Origin of the sequence: Variovorax sp. V93, from assembly GCF_041154485.1 — a bacterium.
GTDB classification, from domain to species: Bacteria; Pseudomonadota; Gammaproteobacteria; order Burkholderiales; family Burkholderiaceae_C; genus Variovorax; species Variovorax beijingensis_A.
In genome coordinates this window covers 2,296,357-2,311,760 of sequence record NZ_AP028669.1, presented here as the reverse complement: position 1 = coordinate 2,311,760, position 15,404 = coordinate 2,296,357, and the positions used below count along the sequence as shown (strand labels likewise).

Here is a 15,404-nt window from a genome sequence, read left to right as displayed (position 1 = left end):
CGGCACCGCGCCGGCGGCTTCACGCCAGCAAATGGCGTGGTGTCATGTTACAGGCACAAAAGCCTCTCGGGCACAGCTGTTGTGCAGACTTCTGCACGCGATGGGCCCTGATGTGCCTTCGCCGTCAGCCCGCCGCGAGCAGTCGCTCCACGTAGCGCCCGATGGCCAGGCTGCTTGTGAGCCCGGGCGACTCGATGCCAAAGAGATTGACCAGGCCCCGCACGCCGTGCGATTCGGGTCCGCCGATCATGAAGTCGCGCGCCGGCTCGTCGGGGCCCGAGATCTTGGGCCGCATGCCCGCGTAGCCGGGAATCAGCGCCCCGTCGGGCAGGGCGGGCCAGTACTTGCGCACCTCGGCGTAGAAGCCATCGCCACGCGCCGGGTCCACCACCAGGTCGTCGGCCGATTGCACCCATTGCACGTCGGGGCCGAACTTGGCTTGCCCGCCCAGGTCGATCGTCAGGTGCACACCCAGTCCGCCGGGTTCGGGCACCGGATAGACGAGGCGGCTGAAAGGCGCGCGGCCCGACAGCGTGAAATAGCTGCCCTTGGCAAAGTAGGCGGTGGGCACGGCCGCGGACGGCAAGCCTTCGAAGCGGCGGGCCAGTTCGGGCGCAAGCAGCCCGGCCGCATTGACCACGGTGTTGCAGCGCAGTGCCGTTCCGTCTTCCGCTACCAGGACGATAGCGTCCTGGCCGCATTCCGCGCGTGCGATGGGCGATTTCAGCGCCAGCATGCCGCCCGCGTTCTCCACATCGCCGAGCAGGCTCAGCATCAAGGCATGGCTGTCGACGATGCCGGTGCTCGGCGAATGCAATGCCGCCACGCAATGGAGCTGCGGCTCCATTTCCATGGCCTGCTGCGCGGTCAGCAACACGAGGTCGCCGACGCCGTTGGCGGCCGCCTTGGCACGGATCACTTCGAGCTGCGCCACCTGCTCGGCCGAAGTCGCGACGATCAGCTTGCCGCAGCGCCGGTAGGGCACGCCGCGCTCTGCCGCATAGGCATAGAGCGCCTCCTTGCCCTCGACGCAAAGCCTGGCCTTGAGCGAGCCCTGCGGGTAGTAGATGCCCGCATGAATCACCTCGCTGTTGCGCGAACTGGTGCCGGTGCCAATGGCACCTTCGGCTTCCAGCACCACCACCTCCCGGCCCGCGAGCGCCAAGGCGCGCGCCACCGCCAGTCCCACCACACCGCCGCCGATGACGGCGCAATCGAGTTCATCCATCGTGCGAGCTTATCGCGGCTCGCGGGCAGATTTCATCAGGACGTGGTGGGGGGCGGCTCGGGATCGGTCGGCTCGTCCGGCGGCGTGCTCGGCCCTTCGTCGGGCTCCACGGGCAGATCCGGTGTGATCGGAGGCGGAAGATCGGGATGGGTGGCCATGGCGGATGCTCTCCTTTGTCCCGGTTCTACGCGGTTACTTCAGGAATGCAGCCGGCGCGCGGCGGCAGTTGGCGTCAGCACGAGCCGACAGTGCGTCCGCGCAAACAAAAAAGCGACCTGGACAGCCAGGTCGCTTTTTATTTGGAATTGGTGGGCGGTGGAGGCTTCGAACCTCCGACCCCAGCAGTGTGAATGCTGTGCTCTACCCCTGAGCTAACCGCCCGTGGCACCGCGAGTGCAGTGCCGTGGAATTAATCGCGTTGCGCGAAGCCTTCGATTATGCCACAGGATTTCAGCTGTTTTGCCGAAACAGCGTGCGCCCGTTGCTGGATTTGTCGAGCTGCGACAACACGGCCTCGTGCGCTGCGAGCTCCTGCTCTGCGGCCATGATCACCGGCAGGTCGAACTGGCTCAGGTCGATGGCCACCACCGTGGTGCCCTGCGCCGGCTCGTTCGAGGCCACGTCGATCAGCAGGGCGTCCTGGCCGCGCGTGAGATTGATGTAGACGTCGGCCAGCAGCTGCGCGTCGAGCTTGGCGCCGTGGAAGGTACGGTTGGAGCGGTCGACGCCGAAGCGGTCGCACAGCGCGTCGAGCGAATTGCGCTTGCCCGGGTAGACCTGCTTGGCCATGGCCAGCGTGTCGGTCACCTCGCCCACGAAGCTGCGCAGCGGCGGCAGGCCGGCCAGCTCGAGCTCCTTGTTGAGGAAGCCGACGTCGAAGGCCGCGTTGTGGATGATCAGCTCGGCGCCGCGCAGGTACTCGACGATGTCGTTGGCCAGCGTGGCGAACTTCGGCTTGTCGCGCAGGAAGTCGGTTGTCAGGCCGTGCACCTTGAGCGCGTCTTCATGGCTCTCGCGCTCGGGGTTGAAATAGATGTGCAGGTCGTTGCCGGTGAGCTTGCGGGCAAACAGTTCCACGCAGCCGAGCTCGATGATGCGGTCGCCGTTCTCGGCGGACAGGCCGGTGGTTTCAGTATCGAGGACGATCTGGCGCGACATGCGGTGGCTCTTTCAATGGTTCTCTTTGGCGTGGTTGATCGAGTACTTGGGAATCTCGATCGTCACGTCTTCCTGCGCCAGGATCGCCTGGCAGCTCAGGCGCGATTGTGGCTCCAGGCCCCAGGCTCGGTCGAGCAGGTCTTCCTCGCCCTCCTCGGCCTCGTTCAGCGAATTGAAGCCCTGGCGCACGACCACGTGGCAGGTGGTGCAGGCGCAGCTCATCTCGCAGGCATGCTCGATGTTGATGTGGTTGTCCAGCAGCGCCTCGCAGATCGAGGTGCCGGCCGGCGCCGTGATTTCTGCACCCTGCGGGCAGTACTCGGGATGCGGAAATATCTTGATGGTGGGCATGTGGTTCTCAGAGGGATTCGAGCTTGCGGCCCGACAGCGCGCGCGCAATGCCCGCGTTCATGCGCTGGGCGGCAAAGGCCTCGGTGTCATTGGCCAGCGCCTTGGTGGCGCCTTCGATGGCCGCGGCGTCATTGCCCTTGGCAGCTTCGCGCAACTGCGCCATCGACGCATCGATGACTGCGCGCTCTTCTTCGCCCAGCAGGTCGCCGTCGGCGTCGAGCGCGCTCTGCGTCGCAAGCAGCATGCGCTCGGCATCGACGCGCGCCTCCACCAGCGCCCGCGCCTGCATGTCCTGCTGCGCGGTGGAAAAGCTCTCCTGCAGCATGCGCGCGATCTGGTCGTCCGAGAGTCCGTACGATGGCTTGACCGCCACGCTGGCCTCCACGCCGCTGCCCTGCTCCCTGGCGCTGACGCTCAGCAGCCCATCGGCATCGACGGTGAAGGTCACGCGGATGCGCGCCGCGCCCGCCGCCATGGGCGGGATGCCGCGCAGCGTGAAGCGCGCGAGGCTGCGGCAGTCGGCGACAAGGTCGCGCTCGCCCTGCACCACGTGCAGCGCAAGCGCCGTCTGGCCGTCCTGGTAGGTGGTGAAGTCCTGCGCCATGGCCGTCGGAATGGTCTGGTTGCGCGGCACGATGCGCTCGACCAGGCCGCCCATGGTCTCGATGCCCAGCGACAGCGGGATCACGTCGAGAAGCAGCAGATCGCCCGCGCCGTTGTTGCCGGCCAGCTGGTTGGCCTGGATGGCCGCGCCAAGGGCCACGACTTCGTCGGGGTTCAGGTTGATGAGCGGCTCCCGGCCGAAGAATTCGGCGACGGCGCGGCGGATCTGCGGCATGCGGGTGGAGCCGCCCACCAGCACGATGCCCTGCAGGTCGTCGGGCTTGAGCTTCGCATCGCGCAGCGCCTTGCGAACCGCTGCGATCGTGCGGTCGGTGAGCGCTTTGGTGGCGGCATCGAATTGCGCTCGCGCCAGGTCGAATCGGGCGGCGCCGCCGGCAAGCTCGGCGTGGAACGCCACGGAATCGGCTTCGGTCAGCGCCTCCTTGGCCGCACGGGCGGCCACCAGCATGGCGGCCTTGTCGGCGTCGCTGCCCACTTGCAGGCCGGTTTGCGCGAGCACGAAATCGGCGAGCGCGTGGTCGTAGTCGTCGCCGCCCAGGGCGGAATCGCCGCCGGTGGCAATGACTTCGAACACGCCCTGCGTGAGCCGCAGGATCGAGATGTCGAAGGTGCCGCCGCCCAGGTCGTAGACCGCGTAGACGCCCTCGCTCGCATTGTCCAGGCCGTAGGCAATGGCCGCGGCCGTAGGCTCGCTGATCAGCCGCAGCACGTTGAGGCCGGCGAGCTGCGCCGCGTCCTTGGTGGCCTGGCGCTGGCCTTCGTCGAAGTAGGCCGGCACGGTGATGACGGCGCCGTAGAGCTCGTCGTCGAAGGTGTCTTCGGCGCGGTAGCGCAAGGTGGCCAGGATCTCGGCGCTGATCTCCACCGGCGACTTGATCCCGGCGGCCGTCTGCACCTTGACCATGCCGCCCTCGTCCACCAGGCGGTAAGACATCGACTCGCGGTTGGCGATGTCGGCCAGCCCGCGGCCCATGAGCCGCTTGACCGAGGTGATGGTGTTTGCGGCGTCCTGCGCGCGTGCGGCCAGCGCATCGAAGCCGATCTGGCGCCGCTCCTTGTCGAGATAGCGCACGGCCGAAGGCAGGATCACGCGGCCCTGGTCGTCGGGCAGGCATTCGGCCACGCCATTGCGCACCGCGGCCACCAGCGAATGCGTGGTGCCCAGGTCGATGCCCACGGCGATGCGGCGCTGATGCGGATCGGGCGCCTGGCCGGGTTCGGAAATCTGAAGAAGAGCCATCAGGCCTCCCGCCGGGCCGCCCCAAGGGAGGCCTGCGCCCCCTCGGGGGGCAGCGAATACACGAAGTGATGAGCGTGGGGGTTCATATCTGGCTATTGTCCCAACTGATCGAATTTGGCTTCGACGTCCTGTCCGAAGCGCTCAATGAACATGAGGGCTCTCACCTGCTGCGCAGCGGCGGGGTAGTCGCCCTTCTCGTCGATCAGCCAGTCGAGCGACGACAGCGCGCGGGCGCGCCCGGCCTCGACTTCGGCCTGCAGCTGCTCGACCGCGGCAATGTCGCCGGCGTCGTCGAGCGTTTCGCGCCATTCCATCTGCTGCATCAGGAAATCAGGCGGCATGGCCGTGTTGTTCTCGGCGTTCAGCGGTGCACCATGGAGTTCGCAGATGTAGCTGGCCCGGCGGATCGGGTCCTTGAGCCGCTGGTAGGCCTCGTTGATGCGCACCGACCATTGCATCGCCACGCGCTGCGCCGCGGCGCCCTGCGCGGCAAAGCGGTCCGGATGGGCCTCGCGCTGCAGTTCCTTCCACCGGGCGTCGAGCACGGCACGGTCCTGCGCGAAGGTCGCGGGGACGTCGAACAGTTGAAAGTCGGTGTCGTTGAGGTTCATCAGGCGGCCTGCGCCCTCGGAGGGCGGATCAAGAAAAAACCGCCAGCACATGACATGGTGGCGGCTGTGGTCGCTGTCAGCGACGGCGCATCAGATGCGGAAACTCTCTCCGCAACCGCAGCGATCGCGCTCGTTCGGATTGATGAACTTGAAGCCTTCGTTCAGGCCTTCGCGCACGAAGTCGAGCTGCGTGCCGTCGATGTAGGCCAGGCTCTTGGGGTCGACCAGCACCTTCACGCCATGGTCTTCGAACACCACGTCTTCAGGCGCGAATTCGTCCACATACTCCAGCTTGTAGGCCAGGCCAGAGCAGCCGGTGGTCTTCACGCCCAGCCGCACGCCCACGCCCTTGCCCCGTTTTCCGAGGTAGCGGGTGACGTGGCGCGCAGCGGCTTCGGTCAGCGTCACGGCCATGTCAGTGGACTGCCGATGGTTCGGCTTCCGCCGTCTTGGCGCCGTGCTTGGCCTTGTAGTCGCTCACGGCGGCCTTGATGGCGTCTTCGGCCAGGATCGAGCAGTGGATCTTGACGGGCGGCAGCGCCAGTTCCTCGGCGATCTGCGCGTTCTTGAGCGCCGCGGCTTCGTCGAGCGTCTTGCCCTTGACCCATTCGGTGACGAGCGAGGACGACGCAATGGCCGAGCCGCAGCCGTAGGTCTTGAAGCGCGCGTCTTCGATCACGCCGGTTTCGGGGTTGACCTTGATCTGCAGCTTCATGACGTCGCCGCAGGCCGGCGCGCCGACCATGCCGGTGCCGACCGAGTCGTCGCCCTTTTCGAAGGAACCGACGTTGCGGGGATTTTCGTAATGGTCGATGACCTTGGATGAATATGCCATGGTGTACCTCTCAAACTTTGTTCAATGCGTCAGTGGGCCGACCACTGGATCGTGCTGATGTCGACGCCGTCCTGGAACATCTCCCACAGGGGGCTCAGCTCGCGCAGCTTGGCGACGTTGTGCTTGATGGTCGAGATGGCGTAGTCGATTTCTTCCTCGGTCGTGAAACGGCCGATGGTCATGCGCAGGCTGCTGTGGGCCAGCTCGTCGCTGCGGCCCAGGGCGCGCAGCACATAGCTGGGCTCCAGGCTGGCCGAGGTGCAGGCCGAACCCGACGACACCGCCAGGCCCTTGATGCCCATGATCAGCGACTCACCTTCGACGTAGTTGAAGCTCATGTTCAGGTTGTGCGGCACACGCTGCGCGAGGTCGCCGTTGATGAACACCTGCTCGACATCCTTCAGGCCGTCGAGCAGGCGCTTCTGCAGGCGCGCCGCCTTGGCGATGTCTTCCTTCATTTCGAGCTTGGCGATACGGAAGGCCTCGCCCATGCCCACGATCTGGTGCGTGGGCAGCGTGCCCGAACGCATGCCGCGCTCGTGGCCGCCGCCGTGCATCTGTGCCTCGAGCCGCACACGCGGCTTGCGGCGCACGTACAGCGCGCCGATGCCCTTGGGGCCGTAGGTCTTGTGCGAAGCCAGGCTCATCAGGTCGATGGGCAGCTTGGCGATGTCGATCTCGACCTTGCCGGTGGCCTGGGCCGCGTCGACATGGAAGATCACGCCTTTTTCGCGGCAGGCGTTGCCGAGCGCGACCACGTCCTGGATGACGCCGATCTCGTTGTTGACGTACATCACGCTCGCAAGGATGGTGTCGGGGCGGATCGCCGCCTTGAACTTGTCGAGGTCCAGCAGGCCGTTTTCCTCGACGTCCATGTAGGTGACTTCGAAGCCCTGGCGTTCGAGCTCGCGCATGGTGTCGAGCACGGCCTTGTGCTCGGTCTTCACCGTGATGAGGTGCTTGCCCTTGCCCTTGTAGAAATGGGCCGCGCCCTTGAGCGCGAGGTTGTTCGACTCGGTGGCGCCGGAGGTCCAGACGATCTCGCGCGGGTCGGCTCCGATCAGCTCGGCCACGTAGCCGCGCGCCTTCTCGACCGCCTCTTCAGCCTCCCAGCCCCAGGCGTGGCTGCGCGACGCCGGGTTGCCGAAGTGCTCGCGCAACCAGGGGATCATGGCGTCGACCACACGCGGGTCGACCGGCGTGGTGGCGCCGTAATCGAGATAGATCGGGAAATGAGGAGTGACGTCCATGGCTGGCTCGGGCTGGCGTGGGGTTGTTTCTTTGATCTGGGCTTCTGGTGGCAGCGCCCGGAGGCGCTCCACGGCTTCTCAGGACTTCGCGAAGGCGTTGCCGAGGGCAAACACCGAATTCGGCGCGTTCACGCGAATCGGCTTGACCACCGGCTGCGCGGAAATGGCGCGCTTGACGACCGGCTTGTTCTCGATCTGCACGCCCTTGGCGATCTGGTCGTCGACCAGCTTCTGCAGCGTGACGGAATCGAGGAACTCGACCATGCGCTGGTTCAGCGAGGCCCAGAGCTCATGCGTCATGCAGCGGCCGGCTTCGCCCAGGCAGTTTTCCTTGCCGCCGCACTGCGTGGCATCGATGGGCTCATCGACGGAAACAATGATGTCTGCGACGGTGATATCTGCAGCCTTGCGGCCGAGGCTGTAGCCGCCGCCGGGGCCGCGGGTCGACTCGACCAGCTCGTGGCGGCGCAGTTTGCCGAACAGCTGTTCGAGATACGACAACGAAATCTGCTGCCGCTGGCTGATCGCAGCCAGCGTGACCGGACCGGTGTTCTGACGCAGCGCCAGATCGATCATTGCTGTGACCGCAAAACGGCCTTTGGTAGTGAGACGCATCGCAAGCTCCTTCAAGTGCTTACCGTTGAAATGACACCTTGGCCCGAGGCCGCGGTGACTTCGTCTCCGCCCTGCCCGACCCCTGGCGCTGGTGAACCAGCCGGTGGGATCGGTTCTTCATCGCGAAGTTCTTTTTTGTTGTTGAGTATTTCGCTCAAGTATAGCAGAAGACCTTGGAGCCTGCTCGGGTAAACCCCAGCGGAAACCGCTTGAAGGAACCGGAACCCCGTCCTAGGACGGCAGCACGGCGATATTGTCCCCGCCGGAGGCGCCAAAAGCCTGCTCCCGCAGCAGCGCCAGCTGGTCGCGCACCCGGGCCGCCTTCTCGAATTCGAGGTTCCGGGCGTGCTCCATCATGAGCTTTTCGAGCCGCTTGATCTCTCGGGCGATGTCCTTTTCGCTCATGTCCTCGACCTTGGCGCGCTCCAGGTCGAGCTTGGCCATTTCCTTGCCCGTCTTTTCGCTGTAGACGCCGTCGATCAGGTCGCGCACCTGCTTGACGATGCTGCGCGGCGTGATGCCGTTGGCCTCGTTGTAGGCGATCTGCCGGGCGCGGCGGCGCTCGGTCTCGTCGATGGCCTTCTTCATCGAGTCGGTCATCCGGTCGGCATAGAGGATGGCCTTGCCGTTCAGGTTGCGCGCCGCGCGGCCGATGGTCTGGATCAGCGAGCGTTCGGCGCGCAGGAAGCCCTCCTTGTCGGCGTCGAGGATGGCCACCAGCGACACCTCGGGGATGTCCAGGCCCTCGCGCAGCAGGTTGATGCCCACCAGCACGTCGAAGCTCCCCAGGCGCAGGTCGCGCAGGATCTCGACCCGTTCGACCGTGTCGACGTCGCTGTGCAGGTAGCGCACCTTCACGCCGTTGTCGCCCAGGTAGTCGGTCAGCTGCTCGGCCATGCGCTTGGTCAGCGTGGTGATCAGCACGCGCTCGTTCTTGTCGACGCGGATGCGGATCTCGCCCAGCACGTCGTCCACCTGATGGGTTGCGGGGCGCACCTCGACCTCGGGGTCGATCAGGCCGGTCGGGCGCACCAGCTGCTCGACCACGTTGCCGGCATGGTCCTTCTCGTACTGCGCCGGCGTGGCGGAGACGAAGATGCACTGGCGCATGCGCGTCTCGAACTCCTCCAGCTTGAGCGGCCGGTTGTCCAGCGCGCTCGGCAGCCGGAAGCCGTACTCGACCAGCGTGGTCTTGCGCGCCCGGTCGCCGTTGTACATGCCGCCGAGCTGGCCGACCATCTGGTGGCTCTCGTCGAGGAACATCAGCGCGTCCTTCGGCAGGTAGTCGGTCAGCGTGGCCGGCGGCTCGCCGGGCGCTGCGCCAGAGAGGTGCCGCGTGTAGTTCTCGATGCCCTTGCAGTGGCCGATCTCGGCCAGCATCTCGAGGTCGAAGCGGGTGCGCTGCTCCAGCCGCTGCGCCTCCACCAGCTTGCCCTGGCTCACGAACTCCTTGAGCCGCTCGGCCAGCTCGATCTTGATGGTTTCGACCGCGCTCAGCACCTTGTCGCGCGGCGTCACGTAGTGGCTCGACGGGTACACGGTGAAGCGCGGGATCTTCTGGCGGATGCGGCCCGTGAGCGGGTCGAACAGCTGCAGGGTCTCGATCTCGTCGTCGAACAGCTCGATGCGGATGGCCAGCTCGCTGTGCTCGGCCGGAAACACGTCGATGGTGTCGCCGCGCACGCGGAAGGTGCCGCGCGAGAAATCCTGCTCGTTGCGGGTGTACTGCATGCGGATCAGCCGCCCGATCACGTCGCGCTGGCCGATCTTGTCGCCCACCCGCATGATGAAACGCATCTGCGTGTAGTCCTCGGGCGTGCCGATGCCGTAGATGGCACTCACCGTGGCCACGATGACCGTGTCGCGCCGCTCCAGCACGCTCTTGGTGGCCGACAGGCGCATCTGCTCGATGTGCTCGTTGATCGAGGAGTCCTTCTCGATGAACAGGTCGCGCTGGGGCACGTAGGCCTCGGGCTGGTAGTAGTCGTAGTAGCTCACGAAGTACTCGACGGCGTTCTTGGGAAAGAACTCGCGGAATTCGCTGTAGAGCTGCGCCGCCAGCGTCTTGTTGGGTGCGAACACGATGGCTGGGCGGCCCAGCCGCGCGATCACGTTGGCCATGGTGAAGGTCTTGCCCGAGCCCGTGACGCCCAGCAGCGTCTGGAACACTTCGCCGTCGAGCACGCCCTCGACCAGCCCGTCGATCGCCTTCGGCTGGTCCCCGGCCGGCGGATAGGGCTGGAAAAGTTCGAAAGGCGAACCGGGGTACTTGATGAATTCGCCCTGCTTGGCCGGCCCGATCGGGTCCAGTTTCTTCAGGTCTGCTATGGCTTCGTTGTTCTCTGGCATGGCTGTTCCCGACAGGTGGCGATGGCGCCGGTAAAATTCAAGGCAACCGGAAAGGATAAAGCCTCCTCCGGTTGCAGCGAAGCTTTCATCCCAAAGGACCTTTCCATGTCTATGTTCACCGCGGTCGAAATGGCACCGCGCGACCCGATCCTCGGCCTCAACGAGCAGTTTGCAGCCGATACCAACCCCAACAAGGTCAACCTCGGCGTCGGCGTCTACTACGACGACAACGGCAAGCTGCCGCTTTTGCAGTGCGTGCAGGCCGCCGAACAGAACATGATGAAAACGCCTTCGGCGCGCGGCTACCTGCCGATCGACGGCATCGTGGCGTATGACAACGCAGTCAAGGGCCTGGTCTTCGGCGTCGACAGCGAGCCGGTGCAATCGGGCCGCGTGGCCACCATCCAGGCCATCGGCGGCACCGGCGGCCTCAAGGTCGGCGCCGACTTCCTGAAGAAGCTCAACCCCAAGGCCAAGGTGCTGATCAGCGACCCGAGCTGGGAAAACCACCGCGCCCTGTTCACCAACGCGGGCTTCGAAGTCGAAAGCTATCCCTACTACGACGCCGCCAGGCGCGGCATCAACTTCGACGGCATGCTGGCCGCCCTGAACACAGCGCCGGCCGGCACCATCGTCGTGCTGCACGCCTGCTGCCACAACCCGACCGGCTATGACATCACGCCCGAGCAGTGGGACCAGGTCGTCGCCACGGTCAAGGCCAAGGGCCTGGTGCCCTTCCTCGACATGGCCTACCAGGGCTTCGGCTACGGCCTGAAGGAAGACGGCGCCGCCGTGGCCAAGTTCGTCGATGCGGGCCTGACCTTCTTCGTCTCGACCTCGTTCTCGAAGAGCTTCAGCCTGTATGGCGAACGCGTGGGCGCCCTCTCGGTGCTGTGCGAGAACAAGGAAGAAGCCGGCCGCGTGCTGTCGCAACTCAAGATCGCGATCCGCACCAACTACAGCAACCCGCCGATCCACGGCGGCGCCGTGGTGGCCGCGGTGCTCGGCAACCCCGAACTGCGCGCTCTGTGGGAAAAGGAACTCGGCGAGATGCGCGTGCGCATCAAGGCCATGCGCCAGAAGCTGGTCGACGGCCTCAAGGCCGCCGGCGTGAAGGAAGACATGAGCTTCATCACCACCCAGATCGGCATGTTCAGCTACTCGGGTCTCAGCAAGGACCAGATGGTGCGCCTGCGCAATGAATTCGGCGTGTACGGCACCGACACCGGCCGCATGTGCGTGGCCGCGCTCAACAGCAAGAACATCGACTACGTCTGCGCGTCGATCGCCAAGGTCATCTAGGCGTCAGCAAGGTGTGAGGGAATCCGAGTTTTACGATTCCTTCACATTGCTGGCTCAAAACGGCCCTTCCCGCAGGGCCGATGTAGGGGTTAGGCCCCCTGCAAGTCAGCGAATGCGCTGATATATTGCATTGCAACATTCCACTCCAAGACCAGCGATGCTCTATCAACTCTACGAAGCCCAGCGTTCCCTCATGGAGCCGTTCTCGGACTTCGCGCAAGCGGCTTCCAAGCTTTATGGCCAGGGCGCAGTGTGGGGCCAGTTGCCCATGGCCCAGCGCATGGCTGCGGGCTACGACCTGCTCTACCGCCTGGGCAAGGACTACGAGAAGCCCGAGTTCAACATCAAGTCCGTGAAGGTCGAGGGCGAAGACGTGGTCATCCAGGAGGCCGTCGAACTCGACAAGCCCTTCTGCGAGCTGCGCCGCTTCAAGCGCTTCACCGACGAGCCGCACATCCTCAAGACGCTCAAGAGCCAGCCCGTCGTGCTGATCGTGGCGCCGCTGTCGGGCCACTACGCCACGCTGCTGCGCGACACGGTGCGCACCATGCTGCAGGACCACAAGGTCTACATCACCGACTGGAAGAATGCGCGCCTCGTGCCGCTGTCGGAAGGCGAGTTCCACCTGGACGACTACATCAACTACGTGCAGGAATTCATCCGCCGCCTGCAGGCCGAATACGGCAACTGCCACGTCGTGAGCGTGTGCCAGCCGACCGTGCCGGTGCTGGCCGCCGTGTCGCTGATGGCCAGCCGCGGCGAGCCGCTGCCCCTCACCATGACGATGATGGGCGGCCCGATCGATGCGCGCAAGTCGCCCACCGCGGTGAACAACCTTGCGATGAACAAGAGCTTCGAGTGGTTCGAGAACAACGTGATCTACCGCGTGCCGCAGGGCTTCCCGGGCGAAGGCCGCCGCGTGTACCCGGGCTTCCTGCAGCACACGGGCTTCGTGGCCATGAACCCCGACCGCCACGCCTCCAGCCACTACGACTACTTCAAGGACCTCATCAAGGGCGACGACGCCAGCGCCGAGGCCCACCGCAAGTTCTATGACGAGTACAACGCCGTGCTCGACATGGACGCCGATTACTACCTGGACACCATCCGCACCGTGTTCCAGGAGTTCGAACTCGTGAACGGCACCTGGGACGTCAGGAACCCGAAGGGCCAGATCGAACGCGTGCGTCCGCAGGACATCCATTCGACCGCCCTGCTCACGGTCGAGGGCGAGCTCGACGACATTTCGGGCTCGGGCCAGACCGAGGCCGCGCACAGCCTGTGCACCGGCATTGCCGATTCGCAGCGCGAGCACTATGAAGTCAAGGGCGCGGGCCACTACGGCATCTTCAGCGGCCGCCGCTGGCGCGAACTGGTCTACCCCAAGGTGCAGAAATTCATCGCGGCCCACGACCAGCCCCAGCGCCGCGCCGGCGCACGCGAAAGCCTGCCGGCCGAAGACCGGATCAAGCCGGGCCGGAACACGGCGGCCGTTGCAGCCACGAAGAGCACCTCGGCCAGGAAAGCGGTGGCGGCTGCCCCTGCCAAGAAGCCCGCGGCACGCAGGAAGTGAACGGACTGGCCGCACGCATCCACGATGCACTGCCGCAGACGCAGTGCACACGTTGCGGCTACCCCGACTGCGCCGGGTATGCGCAAGCCGTGGCCGACGGCAATGCGGGCATCAACCAGTGCCCGCCCGGCGGCGCCGAAGGCGTGGCCAGGCTGGCGCGGCTCACCGGCCGCGAGGCGCTTCCGCTCGACCCGCAGTTCGGCACCGAAGGCCCGCGCGCCATGGCGGTCATCGACGAAGCCTGGTGCATCGGCTGCACGCTCTGCCTCGATGCCTGCCCGACCGACGCCATCGTGGGCATCCACAAGCGCATGCACACCGTGATCGAAGCACACTGCACGGGCTGCGAGCTCTGCATTCCGGCCTGCCCTGTCGATTGCATCTCGCTCGAAGTCGAGACGCCGGGCCGCAGCGGCTGGCAGGCCTGGTCGCAGGCCCAGGCCGAGGCCGCGCTGCGGCGCTACAAGCTGCATGGCGAGCACCGCCGCGCAGACAAGCGCAAGGGGGAGCAAGAAGCGCCCGCCGTCGCGCAGCCGCAGGCCGCCGACACACGCAAGCGCTCCATCGTCGAAGCCGCGCTGGCGCGCGCCCGCGCCGCCTCGCAACAACAACGGCCACCCGCCGCCAAGCCATGACCCTCGACACCCTGCTCATCTACGTCGTCGCCTCGCTCGCCCTGGCCGTGATCCCCGGCCCGACGATGCTGCTGGCGCTGTCCAACGGCATCGACGGGGGCATGCGCCGCGCGAGCTGGGGCATTGCCGGTGCGTCGCTCGGGAGCGTCACGCTGATCGCGGTGGTAGCGCTCGGACTCGGTTCGCTGCTGGCCGCATCGGAACTGCTCTTCAATGCGATCCGTGCGGCGGGTGTCGCCTACCTGGTCTGGCTCGGCGTCAAGCTGTGGCGCAGCGAAGCGGCCGACCTCGGCGCGGCGCTGGCCAAGTCGGCCATCGAGGTCCGCCCGCACGGCCGCGTCGCGCTCATGCGCAGCCTGCTCGTGGCGCTGTCGAACCCCAAGACCGTGCTGTTCTTCGCGGCCTTTTTGCCGCAGTTCATTGACATCACCCGGCCGCAGGGCGCGCAGTACCTGCTGCTCGGCTCGATCTTCGTGGCGCTCGACACCTGCGTGATGCTGGCCTACGCGGCCGCCGGAACGCAGGCCGTGCGCTGGCTTTCGCGCCGCGGCCTCAGGGCGCTGAACCGCAGCTGCGCGGCCGGCATGTGGCTGCTGGCGGCCACGCTGGCCTTCTGGCGCCGTCCGGGCACCTGAACGGCGCGGGGTTCAGTTTTCTTGCGCCTTCTGCGGGCGCTTGAAGAGCAGCAGCAAGACACCGGCCAGCACCACGGCCACCGCATACCACTCGAAGCGCGTGACGGTCTCGTTGGCAATCCACACGCCCAGCAGCATCGCGATCACCGGATTGACGAAGGTGTAGCTCGCGGCCAAGGCGGCGGGCGCTTTCGCCAGCAGCACCATGTAGGCATTGAACGCGATCAACGAGCCGAACACCACGAGGTACAGCCAGGCCGCAGCGGCCTCGGGCTGCGGCGGCCACACCAGCTGTTCGCCCGAGAGCGCCGAGAGCATCAGCAGCACCACGCCGCCGCAGATCATTTCGCTTGCGAAGCCCATCGCGCCGGGCGCGAGCGGCAGGCTGCGCTGGCTCAGCACGCTGCCCATCGACCAGCAGATGCAGGCAATGGAAATCGCCACCAGGCCCGCAGGCGACGACTGGAAGCCGCTGCCCTGCGTCAGCATCAGCACGCCGATGAGCCCGAGCGCAATGCCCGCCGCCTCCAGCCGCGTCGGCTTCACGCCCCAGATCAGGTTGAGCAGCGCGATCAGCAGCGGCACCACCGCGATGAAGGCCACCACCAGCCCGGAGCCGATCGACAGCTCGGCATGGGCCGTGCCGCCCATGCCGCCGCCCAGCATCAACGTGCCGACCACGAGCGCATTGCGCCACTGCAGGCGCGAGGGCCAGGCGGCCCCGCGCCAGCGCATCCAGGCGGCGAGCAGCACGCCCGCGAACAGGAAACGCGAGCCCATCTGGAGAAAGGGCGCAAAGCTGATCAGCGCGTACTTGATCGCCAGATAGGTCGAGCCCCAGACCAGCCAGGTGGCGGCCAGGCAGAGCCACAGCAGCGGCGGCAGCGCGGTGCGCGCGGAACCGGATGCAGCTTGGGCGGGGGACGCGAGAGTGGGCATGGGGATGTTGTCTTGTTGGTATGGAAACGCCGTCCATGGTATGAAAGCGATCTTCTCGC

Annotated in this window: 16 protein-coding genes and 1 tRNA gene; 4 read left to right on the top strand and 13 right to left on the bottom strand. The window is 66.1% G+C overall.

The features are described 5' to 3' along the window. Positions 1 to 124: 124 nt before the first annotated feature. The 12 genes from ACAM54_RS10920 to uvrB form a co-directional block, all read right to left on the bottom strand. Positions 125 to 1,228, bottom strand: a complete 1,104-nt coding sequence (locus ACAM54_RS10920; RefSeq protein ID WP_369650689.1) for an NAD(P)/FAD-dependent oxidoreductase — start codon at positions 1,226 to 1,228, stop codon at positions 125 to 127. A gap of 35 nt (positions 1,229 to 1,263) precedes the next feature. Further along, positions 1,264 to 1,386 (bottom strand): hypothetical protein, encoded by a 123-nt coding sequence (locus ACAM54_RS10915; RefSeq protein WP_012747270.1) that lies wholly within the window; start codon positions 1,384 to 1,386, stop codon positions 1,264 to 1,266. Between the two features lie 148 nt (positions 1,387 to 1,534). Then, positions 1,535 to 1,609: transfer RNA gene (locus ACAM54_RS10910), tRNA-Val, on the bottom strand. Positions 1,610 to 1,678: 69 nt separating this feature from the next. Continuing rightward, positions 1,679 to 2,386, bottom strand: a complete 708-nt coding sequence (gene dnaQ, locus ACAM54_RS10905) for a DNA polymerase III subunit epsilon (protein ID WP_012747267.1) — start codon at positions 2,384 to 2,386, stop codon at positions 1,679 to 1,681. 12 nt (positions 2,387 to 2,398) lie between these two features. Beyond that, positions 2,399 to 2,737: an ISC system 2Fe-2S type ferredoxin gene (gene fdx / locus ACAM54_RS10900; RefSeq protein WP_124957638.1), complete on the bottom strand. Its 339-nt coding sequence runs from the start codon at positions 2,735 to 2,737 to the stop codon at positions 2,399 to 2,401. 7 nt (positions 2,738 to 2,744) lie between these two features. After that, positions 2,745 to 4,601, bottom strand: a complete 1,857-nt coding sequence (hscA, locus tag ACAM54_RS10895; RefSeq protein ID WP_369650688.1) for a Fe-S protein assembly chaperone HscA — start codon at positions 4,599 to 4,601, stop codon at positions 2,745 to 2,747. A gap of 92 nt (positions 4,602 to 4,693) precedes the next feature. Further along, a complete protein-coding gene (hscB, locus tag ACAM54_RS10890; protein ID WP_369650687.1) occupies positions 4,694 to 5,212 on the bottom strand; it encodes a Fe-S protein assembly co-chaperone HscB in 519 nt (172 codons plus the stop codon). Positions 5,213 to 5,302: 90 nt separating this feature from the next. After that, entirely contained in the window at positions 5,303 to 5,626 is a 324-nt protein-coding gene (iscA, locus tag ACAM54_RS10885; RefSeq protein ID WP_012747263.1) for an iron-sulfur cluster assembly protein IscA, read from the bottom strand. Position 5,627: 1 nt separating this feature from the next. Beyond that, positions 5,628 to 6,047, bottom strand: coding sequence for a Fe-S cluster assembly scaffold IscU (iscU, locus tag ACAM54_RS10880; RefSeq protein WP_012747262.1), 420 nt, complete (start codon positions 6,045 to 6,047; stop codon positions 5,628 to 5,630). 29 nt (positions 6,048 to 6,076) lie between these two features. Beyond that, positions 6,077 to 7,297 carry an IscS subfamily cysteine desulfurase gene (locus tag ACAM54_RS10875; RefSeq protein ID WP_369650686.1) on the bottom strand — a complete coding sequence of 407 codons (1,221 nt, stop codon included), beginning with the start codon at positions 7,295 to 7,297 and terminating at the stop codon, positions 6,077 to 6,079. 78 nt (positions 7,298 to 7,375) lie between these two features. Further along, on the bottom strand, positions 7,376 to 7,912 hold the full coding sequence (gene iscR / locus ACAM54_RS10870) for a Fe-S cluster assembly transcriptional regulator IscR (protein ID WP_007828186.1): 537 nt from the start codon (positions 7,910 to 7,912) through the stop codon (positions 7,376 to 7,378). Between the two features lie 231 nt (positions 7,913 to 8,143). Continuing rightward, complete coding sequence (uvrB, locus tag ACAM54_RS10865; protein WP_369650685.1) at positions 8,144 to 10,261, bottom strand: excinuclease ABC subunit UvrB; 2,118 nt, start codon at positions 10,259 to 10,261, stop codon at positions 8,144 to 8,146. 105 nt (positions 10,262 to 10,366) lie between these two features. Here uvrB and ACAM54_RS10860 point away from each other — a divergent pair, with 105 nt between their 5' ends. The 4 genes from ACAM54_RS10860 (at position 10,367) to ACAM54_RS10845 (ending at position 14,406) form a co-directional block, all read left to right on the top strand. Continuing rightward, positions 10,367 to 11,563, top strand: a complete 1,197-nt coding sequence (locus ACAM54_RS10860) for an amino acid aminotransferase (RefSeq protein WP_369650684.1) — start codon at positions 10,367 to 10,369, stop codon at positions 11,561 to 11,563. Positions 11,564 to 11,720: 157 nt separating this feature from the next. After that, entirely contained in the window at positions 11,721 to 13,136 is a 1,416-nt protein-coding gene (locus tag ACAM54_RS10855; protein WP_192327640.1) for a polyhydroxyalkanoate depolymerase, read from the top strand. Then, entirely contained in the window at positions 13,133 to 13,771 is a 639-nt protein-coding gene (locus ACAM54_RS10850) for an RnfABCDGE type electron transport complex subunit B (protein WP_192327643.1), read from the top strand. The genes ACAM54_RS10855 and ACAM54_RS10850 overlap by 4 nt, the downstream gene beginning before the upstream one ends. Further along, positions 13,768 to 14,406, top strand: coding sequence for a LysE family translocator (locus tag ACAM54_RS10845; RefSeq protein ID WP_369650683.1), 639 nt, complete (start codon positions 13,768 to 13,770; stop codon positions 14,404 to 14,406). Before ACAM54_RS10850 ends, ACAM54_RS10845 begins: the two co-directional genes overlap by 4 nt. 12 nt (positions 14,407 to 14,418) lie before the next feature. On the opposite strand, the gene yedA is transcribed toward ACAM54_RS10845, so the two are convergent. Continuing rightward, a complete protein-coding gene (yedA, locus tag ACAM54_RS10840; protein ID WP_145743359.1) occupies positions 14,419 to 15,345 on the bottom strand; it encodes a drug/metabolite exporter YedA in 927 nt (308 codons plus the stop codon). Positions 15,346 to 15,404: the final 59 nt, after the last annotated feature.

Bases quoted from the DNA above. Each gene is read 5' to 3' on its own strand.
- hscA (WP_369650688.1), bottom strand. From the start codon at position 4,601: ATGGCTCTTCTTCAGATTTCCGAACCCGGCCAGGCGCCCGATCCGCAT.
- ACAM54_RS10920 (WP_369650689.1), bottom strand. From the start codon at position 1,228: ATGGATGAACTCGATTGCGCCGTCATCGGCGGCGGTGTGGTGGGACTG.
- iscU (WP_012747262.1), bottom strand. From the start codon at position 6,047: ATGGCATATTCATCCAAGGTCATCGACCATTACGAAAATCCCCGCAAC.
- ACAM54_RS10860 (WP_369650684.1), top strand. From the start codon at position 10,367: ATGTCTATGTTCACCGCGGTCGAAATGGCACCGCGCGACCCGATCCTC.
- ACAM54_RS10855 (WP_192327640.1), top strand. From the start codon at position 11,721: ATGCTCTATCAACTCTACGAAGCCCAGCGTTCCCTCATGGAGCCGTTC.
- uvrB (WP_369650685.1), bottom strand. From the start codon at position 10,261: ATGCCAGAGAACAACGAAGCCATAGCAGACCTGAAGAAACTGGACCCG.
- ACAM54_RS10875 (WP_369650686.1), bottom strand. From the start codon at position 7,297: ATGGACGTCACTCCTCATTTCCCGATCTATCTCGATTACGGCGCCACC.
- yedA (WP_145743359.1), bottom strand. From the start codon at position 15,345: ATGCCCACTCTCGCGTCCCCCGCCCAAGCTGCATCCGGTTCCGCGCGC.
- dnaQ (WP_012747267.1), bottom strand. From the start codon at position 2,386: ATGTCGCGCCAGATCGTCCTCGATACTGAAACCACCGGCCTGTCCGCC.
- iscR (WP_007828186.1), bottom strand. From the start codon at position 7,912: ATGCGTCTCACTACCAAAGGCCGTTTTGCGGTCACAGCAATGATCGAT.
- iscA (WP_012747263.1), bottom strand. From the start codon at position 5,626: ATGGCCGTGACGCTGACCGAAGCCGCTGCGCGCCACGTCACCCGCTAC.
- ACAM54_RS10915 (WP_012747270.1), bottom strand. From the start codon at position 1,386: ATGGCCACCCATCCCGATCTTCCGCCTCCGATCACACCGGATCTGCCC.
- ACAM54_RS10845 (WP_369650683.1), top strand. From the start codon at position 13,768: ATGACCCTCGACACCCTGCTCATCTACGTCGTCGCCTCGCTCGCCCTG.
- fdx (WP_124957638.1), bottom strand. From the start codon at position 2,737: ATGCCCACCATCAAGATATTTCCGCATCCCGAGTACTGCCCGCAGGGT.
- hscB (WP_369650687.1), bottom strand. From the start codon at position 5,212: ATGAACCTCAACGACACCGACTTTCAACTGTTCGACGTCCCCGCGACC.